Annotated in this window: 8 protein-coding genes; 7 read left to right on the top strand and 1 reads right to left on the bottom strand. The window is 64.9% G+C overall.

What is annotated here, in order from left to right:
* Window positions 1–207: 207 nt before the first annotated feature.
* The 7 genes from LOY45_RS13575 (at window position 208) to LOY45_RS13545 (ending at window position 11,226) form a co-directional block, all read left to right on the top strand.
* Window positions 208–774, top strand: a complete 567-nt coding sequence (locus tag LOY45_RS13575) for an RBBP9/YdeN family alpha/beta hydrolase (RefSeq protein WP_115086668.1) — start codon at window positions 208–210, stop codon at window positions 772–774.
* Window positions 775–860: 86 nt separating this feature from the next.
* Window positions 861–2,816 carry a DUF1302 domain-containing protein gene (locus tag LOY45_RS13570; protein WP_134064666.1) on the top strand — a complete coding sequence of 652 codons (1,956 nt, stop codon included), beginning with the start codon at window positions 861–863 and terminating at the stop codon, window positions 2,814–2,816.
* A gap of 22 nt (window positions 2,817–2,838) precedes the next feature.
* The gene (locus tag LOY45_RS13565) at window positions 2,839–4,197 is read left to right on the top strand and encodes a DUF1329 domain-containing protein (RefSeq protein WP_115086666.1); all 1,359 of its coding nucleotides are present in this window, start codon (window positions 2,839–2,841) and stop codon (window positions 4,195–4,197) included.
* Window positions 4,198–4,230: 33 nt separating this feature from the next.
* Entirely contained in the window at window positions 4,231–5,313 is a 1,083-nt protein-coding gene (locus tag LOY45_RS13560) for a WD40/YVTN/BNR-like repeat-containing protein (RefSeq protein ID WP_258577815.1), read from the top strand.
* 15 nt (window positions 5,314–5,328) lie between these two features.
* Window positions 5,329–7,803 (top strand): efflux RND transporter permease subunit, encoded by a 2,475-nt coding sequence (locus tag LOY45_RS13555; RefSeq protein WP_258577814.1) that lies wholly within the window; start codon window positions 5,329–5,331, stop codon window positions 7,801–7,803.
* Entirely contained in the window at window positions 7,796–9,568 is a 1,773-nt protein-coding gene (locus LOY45_RS13550; RefSeq protein ID WP_258577813.1) for an acyl-CoA dehydrogenase C-terminal domain-containing protein, read from the top strand. Before LOY45_RS13555 ends, LOY45_RS13550 begins: the two co-directional genes overlap by 8 nt.
* Before the next feature lie 11 nt (window positions 9,569–9,579).
* Entirely contained in the window at window positions 9,580–11,226 is a 1,647-nt protein-coding gene (locus tag LOY45_RS13545; protein ID WP_258577812.1) for a fatty acid--CoA ligase, read from the top strand.
* A gap of 77 nt (window positions 11,227–11,303) precedes the next feature.
* Here LOY45_RS13545 and LOY45_RS13540 read toward each other — a convergent pair whose 3' ends face one another.
* Window positions 11,304–13,070 (bottom strand): GMC oxidoreductase, encoded by a 1,767-nt coding sequence (locus LOY45_RS13540; protein WP_258577811.1) that lies wholly within the window; start codon window positions 13,068–13,070, stop codon window positions 11,304–11,306.
* Window positions 13,071–13,323 lie beyond the last annotated feature (253 nt).

Below are 13,323 nucleotides of genomic sequence, written 5' to 3'. Positions count from 1 at the left end.
GTCGTCAAATGAGAAGCCGCCTGCAGCAGCGCTCCGTCGGCTAACCCCCGCTATTGCTGAGCGCCCGGTCGTTTGCCGACGGCGCTGTCACCAAATGAAAAGTTGCTGACGCGCAATGTAAAGCGCCAGGGGGGAGGGCTGATTACTGTGGCTGTGCAAGCGCTCGAGATTACCTGCGAGCGGACTGTCTTGAGCATAGGTGCCGACGTGGAAAAACTGCATACCCGCGCAACTGTCCTGATCGTCCCCGGCCTGCGCGAGCACGTTGCCGAACACTGGCAGACCCTGCTGGCGGCGCGCCTGGCCAAGGTGCACACGGTGCCACCGCTGCAGCGCAACGGCCTGGACTGCAATGCCCGGGTCGAGGCCATCGAGCAGGTGCTGCAGCAGATCGACGGCGAGGTAGTGCTGGTAGCGCACAGCGCCGGGGTGCTGATGGTGGCCCATTGGGCCGCGCGCTATCAGCGGCCGATCAAGGGCGCGCTGCTGGCGGCGCCGCCGGACCTGCAAGCGGCGTGGCCCGCCGCCTACCCAAGCCCGGACAGCCTGCGCGCCAACGGCTGGAGCCCGCTGCCGATCACGCCGCTGCCGTTCCCCAGCATCGTCGCCGCCAGTAGCGATGATCATCTGGCCAGCCTCGAGGCGGTCAGCACCATGGCGCGCGGCTGGGGCAGCCAGTTGCTCGAACTGGGCGCCGTCGGCCACCTCAACCCGGCAGCCGGCTACGGCCCCTGGCCCCTGGCTGAAACCCTGATCCAGGCCCTGGATCGCTAATGCTGCAGTAGCGCACGGACGCTTGAGCCAAGCCCGCAAACGACGGGCAGCGAAAAAAAACAATAACAATAAGTGGAGTCATCGCGATGCCAAACCCTCGCATTCACCGTGCTGTGAAGCCACAGCGCTGCCTGCTGGCCTGCGCCATCGGCCTGCTGGCGCTACCCGGCGCCCAGGCGTTTGAGGTCGATACCGGCAGTGAAGACTGGGCCGTGCGCCTGGATAACACGGTCAAGTACAACTATGGCGTGCGCACCGAAAGCGCCGACAAGCGCCTGCTGGCGACCCCCAACAACAACGACGGCAACTACAACTTCCGCAAGGCCGGGACCACGGTCACCAATCGCGTGGACCTGCTCACCGAACTGGACGTGATCTACCAGGGCAACATGGGCTTTCGTGTCAGCGCCGCCAGTTGGTACGACAAGGCCTATGACAACACCGGCTCCAACTCCAACCCGTTCGTCAACGGCAACGGTGGCCAGTCGGGCATCAACCCCAGCCTCAACGGCTTGCCCGGCACCGGCGTGCCCTTGGGCAGCCCGCACCTGAGCAACTACGCCCAGCGCTACTACAGCGGCCCGTCCGGGGAAGTGCTCGATGCCTTCGTGTTCATGCGCCGTGAAGTGGGCGACTCATCCGAGATCAGCGGCAAGCTTGGCCAGCACAACCTGTTCTGGGGCGAAACCCTGCTCAACCCGGTGCATTCGCTGAGCTATGGGCAGTCGGGCCTGGACCTGGCCAAGCTGGCCGCGTCTCCCGGCACCGAAGCCAAGGAACTGTTCGTGCCGCGCAACCAGCTCTCGACGGCGTTTCTGGTCAACCCCGAACTCAGCGTCGGCGCGCAGTACTTCCTCGACTGGGATGCCGCGCGGCTGCCGGAAGCGGGCACCTACTACGGGGGCTCGGACCTGGTGGGCGAGGGCGCGCAGAGCTTCCTGCTCGGCCATACCGGCACTCCGGGGCTGATCCCGGTGCGCGGCGCGCTGACCAACATCCGCCGTGGCCACGACCTGACCCCGGACAAACGCGGCGATTGGGGCGTCATGGCCAAGTGGTCGCCCGACTGGCTGGGCGGCACCCTGGGCTTCTACTACCGCAAGACCTCGGAAATCCTGCCCCAGGCCTGGCTTGATGCCCGTGGCCTGACCGTCGCCAACGGCCCGTTCGGCAACCCGCCGGGCAGCGCCCAGGGCGCGGTGGGCAACCTCTACAACTCGCTGCAAAGCGCTACGTATCAGTTCGCCTATGCCGACAACATCGATATCTACGGCTTGAGCCTGTCCAAGGATGTCGGCGGTATCAGCGTCGGCAGCGACCTGAACATTCGCCACAACATGCCCCTGGCGAGTATTCCGGCGATTCTCAGTGCACCGGGGCAGGCCGGCCTGGGCGGGGGCTTCGGCCTGCTGCCTGCGCGTTTGCCAAGCAGCGGCGTGGTGTATGAACTGCCGTCGGACGGCGACAGCATGAGCGCCACCGGCGACACCCTGCACTGGACCCTCAACGGCCTGATGACCCTTGGCGATACGCCGCTGTTCGATTCGGCGACCCTGCTGGGCGAGCTGTTCTACAGCAACCTGCTCAAGCTCGATAGCCACAACGAGGCCCTGTACAAGGGCAAGGGCAGCTACCGCGGCATCGACCAGCCGACCCGCGACAACTGGGGGATCGCGGTCAACTTCACCCCGACCTGGTACCAGGTGTTCCCTGGCATGGACCTGAGCATGCCGTTGTCGATCAACCTCGGCCTGGACGGCGTATCGCCGGTGCAGGGCGGTGGCGCCGAGAACACCGGCAACTACGCCGTGGGCCTGAGCGCGGCGATCTACAACCAGTACTTCGTCGACCTCAAGTACGTCGATGGCTTTGGCAAGACCCAGTCCTGCGACAACGGCCAGACCGACGGCACTACCCCCAACGCCCTGGACGGCGAACAGGACTACACCTGCTACGGCGGCGGTTACGCCGCGTTCTCTGGCGGCGCTGCTACCACCGAGGACCGTGGCGCGCTGTACCTGACCCTGAAAACCACCTTCTGAGTCACACAGGAAAACAACAATCATGAACTACGTGCACACCCTGTTGGCCACGTGCCTGTCGCTGGCTGCCCTGAACGCGGCTCACGCCGCTGTCTCCACCGAACAGGCCGCGCGCCTGGGCACCAGCCTGACGCCCATCGGCGCAGATAAGGCCGCCAACGCCGACGGTTCGATCCCCGCCTACCAGGGCGGCCTGGTCACCCCACCCGCGGCGTTCAAGAGCGGTGCAAGCATGCGCCCGGACCCGTTCGCCGAGGAAAAACCGCTGCGGGTCATCGATGGCAAGAATGCCGAGCAGTACAAGGGGCAACTGACCGCCACCACCCAGGAACTGCTCAAGCGTTTCCCGAGCTTTCGCGTCGATGTCTACCCCACCCATCGCAGCGTGGCACTGCCGCAGCCGGTGCTCGACAACACCCTGAAGAATGCCGTCGGCGCTCGCAGCCAGGAGGGCGGAAGTGCGGTCGACAACGTGCTGCCGGGTATTCCGTTCCCGATCCCGCAGACCGGCGCCGAGGCCATGTGGAACTTCCTCCTGCGCTACCAGGGCGTGAGCATGACCGCCAAGTACGACTCGTGGAACGTCGATGCTGCCGGCAACGCGACCTTGAGCACCACCGGCCAGGCCAACATCAGCTACCCGATCTACGAAGACATGGCCAAGCCGATCGGCGCCAAGGACACCTACTACCAGATGAAGCTCACCTACACCGCGCCAGCCCGGCGCGCCGGTGAGGCGATGATGCTGCGCGATGCCGCCAACCCGCTGGTGCAGCCGCGCAGCGCCTGGCAGTACCTGCCGGGGCAGCGCCGGGTCAAGCTGGCGCCGAACCTGGCCTATGACACGCCCAACCCGGGCACGTCGGGCTCGGGCACCTACGATGACGTGTTCGTCTTCAACGGCGCCCTGGACCGCTACGACTGGACCCTGGTCGGCAAGCAGGAAATGTACGTGCCTTACAACACCTACCGGCTGACCTACAACACCGACGTCAAGCAGCTGACCACGGCCAATCACCTGGCACCGCAGTTCGTGCGCTGGGAAAAACACCGGGTCTGGGTGGTGGAAGGCAAGCTCAAGGACGGCGCCCGGCATATCTATCACAAGCGCCGCTTCTACCTCGACGAGGACAGCTGGATTGCCCTGGCCTCGGACCAGTATGACGCCCGTGGCCAGCTGTACCGCGGCTCCTTCGCCTTCCTCAGCCAGAGCTACGACAAACAGACCCCGGATGCCACGCCGTTCATGATCTACGACCTGATCGGCGGCACCTACAACCTCAATGGCGTGGTCGGTGCCTACGGCGGCATTCGTTATATCGAGCCGCTGTCGCGCACCCAGTGGTCGCCCGAGTCCCTGGCCGGGGCCGGCATTCGCTGAGCCTGTCGAGCACGCATTTGAGGAGGATCAGGGATGGATATGTTCAAACGCTGCAGCGTGCTGCTGCTGGCCTGGGCCGCGCTGCAGGGCGCGGTCCAGGCCGAGCCTTACGTCGACGTGCTCGACCTGCCAGCGCTGCCCAGTGCGCTGGCCGCGAGCAGCGCCTTGCGCGATGTCGCCCGCGCCGGCGCACGGATGGTCGCGGTGGGGCCGCGCGGGCACATCCTGTACTCGGATGACCATGGCAGTCACTGGCAACAGGCACAGGTGCCGGTCAGCGCCGACCTCAATGCGTTGACCTTCGCGACGCCGGAGCTTGGGTGGGCGGTGGGTAACGACGGGGTGATCCTGCACAGCCGCGATGGCGGCCTGAGCTGGGAAAAGCAACTGGACGGCCGGGTGCTCGGTGACCAGGTGCTGGCGTACTACCAGGCCAAAGCCCTGGCCGCGCCCGCGGACCCTGTCTGGGCGAGCTGGGTAGGCGAGGGCGAGCGCCTGGTGGCAGAGGGCGCCGACAAGCCGTTGCTCGACGTGTGGTTCGCCGATGCCCGCCACGGCTATGCAGTCGGGGTGTTCAACCTGCTGCTGCACACCCGTGACGGCGGCCAGCACTGGACGCCCTGGCTCGAGCGCAGTGACAACCCGCAGGGCCTGCACCTGACCGGCCTGGCCAGCGTCGACGGCGCGCTGTACATCAGCGGCGAGCAGGGCCTGCTGCTCAAGTTGAGCGCCGATGGCGAACGCTTCCAGCGGCTGTCCACGCCGTATGCCGGCACTTACTTCGGCGTCATTGGCAAGCCTGGGACGCTGCTGGCCTACGGGCTGCGCGGCCATGTGTTGCGCAGCACCGACGGCGGTGCCCAGTGGCAAGCGGTCAAAACTGATCTGACCAGCAGCATCACCGCCGCCAGCCTCGACGCCAGCGGGCGTTTCTGGCTGGCGAGCCAGGCCGGCGATCTGCTGGTCAGCGGTGATGACGGCGCCAGCTTCAGCCCCGTGACGCAAGCCCAGCGTGCCCCGGTCAGCGGCGCGGCCTTCGATAGCGCCGCCGACCTGGTGCTGGTCGGTGAGCGTGGCATTCGCACCCTGGCCCTCGAACAACCGCAGCAGCCATAACAAGAGAAAACCCTGATGGCCGACATCCAACAAGACACCTTGCCGGTGATCCGCAACCTCGGCGACTTCGACGCGCGCTCCGGCAATCGTCTCGAACGCCTGGTGTTCAACCATCGGCTGCCGTTCATGCTGTGCATGCTGCTGGTCACCGTGGTGCTGGGCTACATGGCCCTGACCCGCCTGGAACTGCGGCCCAGCTTCGAGAAAATGATCCCGCAGGGCCATCCCTACATCCAGAATTACCTGGACAACCGCCAGTCCCTGCGCGGCCTGGGCAATTCATTGCGGGTGGTGGTGGAAAATACCCGTGGCGATATCTTCGACCCGGCTTACCTGCAGACCCTGCGCCAGATCAACGACGAGCTGTTCCTCAGCCAGGGGGTCGACCGCGCCTGGATGAAGTCGCTGTGGAGCCCGGCGGTGCGCTGGACCGAAGTCACCGAAGAGGGCTTCCAGGGCGGGCCGGTGATGCCCGATGCCTACCAGGGCTCGGCCGCCGACATCCAGCAGCTGCGCCAGAACATCGAGCGGGCCAACATCGTCGGCAGCCTGGTGGCCCGCGACTTCAAATCAAGCATGCTCATCGTGCCGCTGCTCGACCAGGCCTCGGCGACCGGCGCCGGCATCGACTACCACGGGTTCTCGGTCAAGCTCGAGCAATTGCGCGCGCACTACGAAGCGGGTGGTGTCTATAAGCTGCACGTGATCGGCTTCGCCAAGCTGATGGGCGACCTGATCGACGGGCTGCTGCAGGTGATGCTGTTCTTCGCCCTGGCGGTGCTGACCACGCTGCTGATCATCTACCTCTACACCCGCTGCGTGCGCAGTACCTTGCTGGTGGTGCTGTGCTCGTTGACGGCGGTGGTCTGGCAGCTGGGTATCGTCGCCTGGCTGGACTATGCCATCGACCCGTATTCGATCCTGGTGCCGTTCCTGATCTTCGCCATTGGCGTGTCCCACGCGGCGCAGAAGATGAACGGCATCATGCAGGACATCGGTCGCGGCACCCACCGGCAAATCGCTGCGCGCTACACCTTCCGGCGCCTGTTCGTCGCCGGCGTTACCGCCTTGCTGGCCGATGCGGTGGGTTTTGCCGTGCTGATGCTGATCGATATCCCGGTGATCCAGGACCTGGCGATTACCGCCAGCATCGGCGTCGCCGTGCTGATCTTCACCTCGCTGCTGTTGATGCCGGTGGCGCTGTCGTACGTGGGCGTCGGGCGCAAGGCGGCGGAACGGGCCTTGCGTATCGACCTGCGCGCGGCCGAGCACCGTGGCTTCGGCAAGCTCTGGGACGTGCTCGACCGCTTCACCGAACGCAAATGGGCCAGCGCCGCGGTGCTGGTGGCCGCATTGCTCGGTGCCGGCGGTTTCTGGCTGAGCCTGCAACTGAAGATCGGCGACCTCGACAGCGGTGCCCCGGAGCTGCACGCCGACTCGCGCTATAACCGCGACAACGCCTACATCACCAGCCATTACGCGCTGTCCAGCGACACCTTTGCGGTGATGATCAAGACCGCCCCGGAAGGCTGCCTGCGCTACCAGACCCTGGTGCTCGCCGACCGCCTGGCCTGGGCGCTACAGCAGAACCCGCAAGTGCAGACCACCCTGTCGCTGACCAACGCGGTCCGGCAGATAACCGCAGGCACCTACGAGGGCAACCCCAAGCTGAGCAGCATCCAGCGCAACCAGGACGTGCTCAACTACGCCGCCCAGCAAGCCTCGGTCAATGCCCCGGAACTGTTCAACAACGATTGCTCGCTGATGCCGGTGATCGCCTACCTCAAGGACCACAAGGCCGACACCCTCGATCAGGTGGTGGCGATTGCCGAGCGCTTTGCCCAGGCCAACAGCGGCGAGGATCGCCAGTTCCTGCTGGCGGCCGGCAGCGCCGGGATCGAGGCGGCGACCAATATCGTGGTGCGCGACGCCAACCGCAGCATGCTGTTGCTGGTGTACCTGGCAGTGACGCTGTTCTGCCTGATCACCTTTCGCAGCTGGCGCGCGACCCTGGTGGCGGTATTGCCACTGATGCTCACCTCGGTGCTGTGCGAGGCGCTGATGGTGACCATGGGTATTGGCGTCAAGGTCGCCACCTTGCCGGTGATCGCCCTGGGCGTGGGCATTGGCGTGGATTACGCGCTGTACCTGCTCAGCGTGCAGTTGCATTACCAGCGCCAGGGCCTGTCGCTGGCCCAGGCCTACAAGAATGCCGTGGCCTTTACCGGCCGGGTGGTGGGCCTGGTCGGCATCACCCTGGCCGCCGGGGTGGTGGGCTGGGCCTGGTCGCCGATCAAGTTCCAGGCCGACATGGGCATCCTGCTGACCTTCATGTTCCTCTGGAACATGCTCGGTGCGCTGATCCTGATCCCGGCGCTGTCGCACTTCCTGTTGCCCGCCAGCAAGGCACGGGCGCCTTCACCCAGCCCCACGGACGTCGAGGGGCTGCACGTCAACAACCCAAAAGCCGAGTGTTCATCGCATGTCTGATTACCTACCACCGTTGCGCGACATGGATTTTCTGTTCAACGAAGTATTCGACATCCCCGGCCAGTGGGCGCGGATCCCGGCCCTGGCCGAGCAGGTCGATAGCGACACCGCGCGGGCAATTCTCGAGCAGGCCGGCAAGCTCATCGCCCAGCAGGTGGCGCCGCTCAACCGCAGTGGCGACGAGCAGGGTTGCCGCTGGCAAGACGGTCGCGTGAGCACCCCGGACGGTTTTGCCCAGGCCTATCGCAATTACGCCGAAGACGGCTGGGTCGGCGTGGCCGGGGCCAGCGAATACGGCGGCATGGGCATGCCCAAGGTCATTGCCGCCCAGGTCGAGGAGATGCTCAACGCCGCCAACCTGTCATTCGCCCTCTACCCGATGCTCACCGCCGGGGCCTGTCTGTCGCTGCTCAATCACGCCAGCGAGACGCTCAAGGCGCGCTTCCTGCCGCCTATGTATGAAGGGCGCTGGTCGGGGTCGATGTGCCTGACCGAACCTCATGCCGGCACCGACCTGGGGCTGATCCGTACCCGTGCCGAACCTGGGGCCGATGGCAGCTACCGGATCACTGGCACGAAAATCTTCATCACCGGCGGCGAGCAGGACCTGACCGAGAACATCATTCACCTGGTGCTGGCCAAGCTGCCGGATGCACCGGCCGGCGCCAAGGGCATCTCGCTGTTCCTGGTACCCAAGCTGATGGTCGAGGAAGACGGCGGGTTGGGCCAGGCCAACGCGGTGAGTTGCGGCTCCATCGAGCACAAGATGGGTATCAAGGCTTCGGCCACCTGCGTGATGAACTTCGACGGCGCTACCGGCTACCTGGTGGGCGAGGCCAATAAAGGTCTCAACGCCATGTTCACGATGATGAACTACGAGCGCCTGGGCGTGGGTATCCAGGGCCTGGCGTTGGGCGAGCGCTCGTACCAGAACGCCGTTGCCTATGCCCGCGAACGCCTGCAAAGCCGCGCATCTACCGGGCCGCAGGCGCCTGAACAGGCGGCCGACCCGATCATCGTGCACCCGGATGTACGGCGCATGCTGCTGACCATGAAGGCGCTGAACGAAGGCGGGCGGGCGTTCTCCACCTACGTTGCACTGCAACTGGACCTGGCCAAGTACAGTGAAAACGCCGATGAGCGTGCCCAGGCCGAAGCACGGGTGGCGCTGCTGACCCCGGTGGCCAAGGCTTTTTTGACCGATATGGGCCTGGAAACCACCGTGCACGGTCAACAGGTGTTCGGCGGCCACGGTTACATTCGCGAATGGGGCCAGGAGCAGCTGATTCGCGATTGCCGTATCACCCAGATCTACGAAGGCACCAATGGCATCCAGGCCCTGGACCTGCTCGGGCGCAAGCTGGTTGCCGACGGTGGCCGCAGCTACGCGGCGCTGGCGCAGGAGATCAAGGCTTTTGCCCAGGCTCTGACGCCGTCACGCGCCGAGTTCAAGACGCCGTTGTTGCTCGCGCTGGCCAATCTGGACGACCTGACCGCCTGGGTGCTCGATCGCGCCCAGGGCAACCCCCAGGAAATCGGCGCGGCGGCGGTGGAGTATCTGCAAGTGTTTGGCTACACGCTGTATGCCTACTTGTGGGCACAGATGGCTGACGTCGTCCTGGATCAGCACGGCACCTTCTACCAGAGCAAGCTGGGCACCGCACGCTTCTATTTTGCGCGCTTGCTGCCGCGCATCCATTCGCTCAGCGCCAGCGTCAAGGCCGGCAGCCAAAGCCTGTACCTGCTGAAGGCCGAGCAACTGTGAAGGACGCGCCCATGACCACCACCCGCATCATGCAACCGGCCCCCGGGGCCTACAGCTACCCGTTGCTGATCAAGCGCCTGCTGCTGTCAGGCGTGCGCTATCAGCCCAGCCAGGAAATCGTCTACGCCGACAAACTGCGCTACAGCTATACCACCTTGCTCGAACGCATCCAGCGCCTGGCCAATGTGCTCACCCGGGCCGGAGTCAAACCCGGCGACACCGTGGCCTTGCTCGACTGGGACAGCCACCGCGCGCTGGAGTGCTTCTTTGCCGTGCCGATGCTCGGCGCGGTGCTACATACCGTCAACGTGCGGCTGTCACCCGAGCAAGTGCGCTACACCATGAACCATGCCGAGGATCACCTGGTGCTGGTGCATGACGACTTTGTGCCGCTGATCGTCCAGTTGCGCGACCAGTTGCCGACGGTAAAAGGCTACATCCGCCTGAGCGACGGCGTTGATATCAGCAGTGAACTGCCACTGCTGGGCGAGTACGAAACACTGCTGGCCGGCGCGGGCACGCACTTCGACTTCGCCGATTTCGACGAGAACTCGATGGCGACCCTGTTCTACACCACCGGCACCACCGGCAACCCCAAGGGCGTGTACTTCAGCCATCGCCAGCTGGTGCTGCACACCCTCAACGAACTGGGCACCTTCGCTGCCTGCGGGGGCGAGCCGTTGCTGCGCTCGGGCGATGTGTACATGCCCATTACGCCGATGTTCCATGTGCATGCCTGGGGAGTGCCCTACGTGGCCACGGCCCTGGGCATCAAGCAGGTCTATCCCGGCCGTTACGAACCCAACCAGCTGGTGAGGCTGATGCGTGAAGAGCAGGTGACCTTTTCGCACTGCGTGCCGACCCTGTTGCAGATGATGCTCGACTGCGACGAAGGCCGGCGCACCGACCTCAGTGGCTGGAAAATGCTGCTGGGCGGCAGCGCACTGACCCAGGGCCTGGCGGCGCGGGCCAGCGCCAGGGGCATTCGCGTGCACTGCGGTTATGGCATGTCCGAGACCTGCCCGTTGCTCAGCGTCACCCGCCTCAGCGCTGAAGACCTGGCGCTGCCCATGCAAGCGCAACTGCCCTTGCGCATCAACGCCGGGGTGCCGATCCCGCTGGTTGACCTGCGCATCGTCGACGAACAAGGCGAGGACATTGCCCATGATGGCGAAAGCCTCGGCGAAATCGTCGTCCGCGCGCCATGGCTGACCCAGGGCTACCTCAAGGAGCCGGAGCAGGGGGCCGCACTCTGGGCCGGCGGCTGGCTGCACACCGGCGACATGGCCTGCATCAATGAGCGCGGCATGCTGCAGATCCGCGACCGGATCAAGGACGTGATCAAGACCGGCGGCGAATGGATCAGTTCGGTGGAGCTGGAAAGCCTGATCAGCCAGCACAGTGGGGTCGATTCGGTGGCGGTGGTCGGGGTGGCCGATGCGCAATGGGGCGAGCAGCCCCTGGCCCTGGTGGTCTGCGTAGCCGGTGTCGAGCTGGACCAGCCAGCGCTGGCTCGGCACCTGCAGCCTTTCGTCGACAGCGGTCACCTGAACAAATGGGCAATCCCGCGGCTGGTGCGCTTTGTCAGCGAGATTCCGAAAACCAGTGTCGGCAAGATCGACAAGAAGCTGATTCGCCAACGCCACTGCAGGGCCTGAACATAGCGTGTGGGTATTTTGACGTGCCCCGCGATGGGTTTGACTGGCCTCATCGCGGGGCAAGCCCGCTCCTACTGTCAGACTTCGGTCAGGTCCGAGGTTAGCGGCTGGACGGCATTGATGCAGTGCAGTTGTTGGTCAGCCAGGTCCTGGGCCAGGGCCACCATGGTCATGGTCGGGTTCCACGAACCGCTGGCCGGCCACAGCGCGCCGCCGGTGACGTAGACGTTTTCCACGCCATGGGGACGGTAATCCAGGCCAACGACGCCTTCGTCCTTGTCGCCAATCCACAGCGTCGAGCCTTCGTGCACCAGCCCGGCCACCCGGCGCTCGGGAATGCTTGGCCGCTCGCTGGTCCAATGGCCCAGGTTCGGGTCGCCATGCCAGTATTCGACCTTGCCCTCGGGGGCAAACACCCGCTCCATCATCTGGAAGGTCCCTTGATCCATGGTGTCCCAGGTTTGCCGGTCGGTTTCGCTGGCCAGCACCTGCAGGTTGACGTTGGTGGTGGGGTCGGCCTGGCCGTTGAGGTGGAAGTGGTTTTCCGGGTTGCGGAAGTCGATCTCGCCGAGCACGGCGCAAACGAACACCAGGTAATCCTTCGACGATTCCAGTTGCGCCATGGATGCGGTGGCCACCACGTCAGGCATGTAGCGCGCGGCTTTCTGCGCGTTCTTTGCAGGCTCGCGGTCAGACAGCACCGACAGTTGCACGTGGTACTGCATGCCGTTGTCCTGGTTCTTGCCGGCCAGGTAGATCGCCGCCAGTTCCAGCTCGGCCAGCTTGGCGGCGAACGGGTAGTCCTTGCGCGGCACCCGCGCCACCACCGAGGTGATGAAGTGCGCGGTAAAGCGATCGCCAGCACGCTTGACCTGCGGGAACGAGTTCATCAGCAAGGTCGCCGGCGGCAGGGTGCCCATGGCCAGGATCAGCTTGGCATTGCCGATGTTGACCACCCCGCGCGAGGTTTGCAGCGCAGTGGCCACGCCATCCTGCTGGTGGATACGTTCGACAATGCACTCGGTAATGATGCGCAGCGGGCTGCCGGTGCCGGCGGCGGCAAGGTCGGCCTGTTTGCCCGCCAGTTCCATGATCGAGGCCGGGGTCGAAAACTTGGCGAAGTCAACGCCGCCAGCACGGTCGGCAGCGGCGGCGAGTGGCGCCGGTAGCCAGCGCGTGGCCGAGTCGATCTTGCCGATGTTGTGCTCGAGCATATTCTGCAACTCAAGCTGCAGGGTGCCGTAGACCGGGCGCTGCTCGGTTATATGGGCGCGCACCTGCGGGTCGAGCTGGGTGTCGATCTTGTCGGCCGGGATCACGTTGAGCAGCCTCTCGGCCGACTCGAAGCGGGCCTCGGCGGCAGCGATGGTCTGCTCGGGCCAGAAGGCCATTTCATCTTTGGTTGGCCGTGGGCACCAGGCACTCCACATGATGCTGCGCCCGCCAAAGAACGGCACCATGCCGTGCTGCCAGCCGATGTTGCCCGGTGGCTGGTTGGCGGTGCGGGCCGAGAGGGTCCAGGGGAAGGTTTCGGAAAAGCCACCGAGGGTTTTCTGGTAGGGGATCGGCAGGTTCTGGAAGTGCTCGGGGAGGAAGAACGGCCCGCGTTCGACCATCAGGATCCGCGCCTTGGGGTTGCTGCTCAGGATCCGCTCGGCGAAGGCCAGGGAGCAGAAGCCGGTACCGATAATGATGAAGTCGAACTGCTCCTCTTCGCGGACCTGTTTCCAGGCGGACTCGGAGAGAAAGAACACATGGTCCAGCACCTTCTGTGCGTTGGGTGTTTGTGGGCCGGGGGTGGGGTAGCCATGACCGAAATTGGTCGAACTGGTGACTGCGCTCATAGTTGCCTCCAATCATTGTTGGCAGAGGGTCTATCGTCCTTGTACCGCAGTTGCATCCCGCGAACGCGGGGATGCGCTGGTGCGCTGCTAACGCTAGCAGAGCAAAGTGGCATTTCAAGATCACTTGGTCGGGGTGGGAAGGGTCATGCAGTCCAGCCGGATGGACCGGCATCCGACTTCCGGATGGCCGAAAAGATTGATAGCATCCGGCCATAACCGCAAGGATGCAGCAACATGAAGCGATCAGCGTGGT

This window comes from Pseudomonas wadenswilerensis, assembly GCF_024749185.1.
Taxonomy (GTDB): domain Bacteria; phylum Pseudomonadota; class Gammaproteobacteria; order Pseudomonadales; family Pseudomonadaceae; genus Aquipseudomonas; species Aquipseudomonas wadenswilerensis.
Note: the sequence above shows the minus strand (reverse complement) of the source record. Positions and strands in the feature narration are given on the sequence as shown.

What these genes read in the sequence shown, in the direction of transcription:
- LOY45_RS13570 (WP_134064666.1), top strand. Translation starts at nt 861, where the DNA reads ATGCCAAACCCTCGCATTCACCGTGCTGTGAAGCCACAGCGCTGCCTG.
- LOY45_RS13565 (WP_115086666.1), top strand. Translation starts at nt 2,839, where the DNA reads ATGAACTACGTGCACACCCTGTTGGCCACGTGCCTGTCGCTGGCTGCC.
- LOY45_RS13560 (WP_258577815.1), top strand. Translation starts at nt 4,231, where the DNA reads ATGGATATGTTCAAACGCTGCAGCGTGCTGCTGCTGGCCTGGGCCGCG.
- LOY45_RS13555 (WP_258577814.1), top strand. Translation starts at nt 5,329, where the DNA reads ATGGCCGACATCCAACAAGACACCTTGCCGGTGATCCGCAACCTCGGC.
- LOY45_RS13550 (WP_258577813.1), top strand. Translation starts at nt 7,796, where the DNA reads ATGTCTGATTACCTACCACCGTTGCGCGACATGGATTTTCTGTTCAAC.
- LOY45_RS13545 (WP_258577812.1), top strand. Translation starts at nt 9,580, where the DNA reads ATGACCACCACCCGCATCATGCAACCGGCCCCCGGGGCCTACAGCTAC.
- LOY45_RS13540 (WP_258577811.1), bottom strand. Translation starts at nt 13,070, where the DNA reads ATGAGCGCAGTCACCAGTTCGACCAATTTCGGTCATGGCTACCCCACC.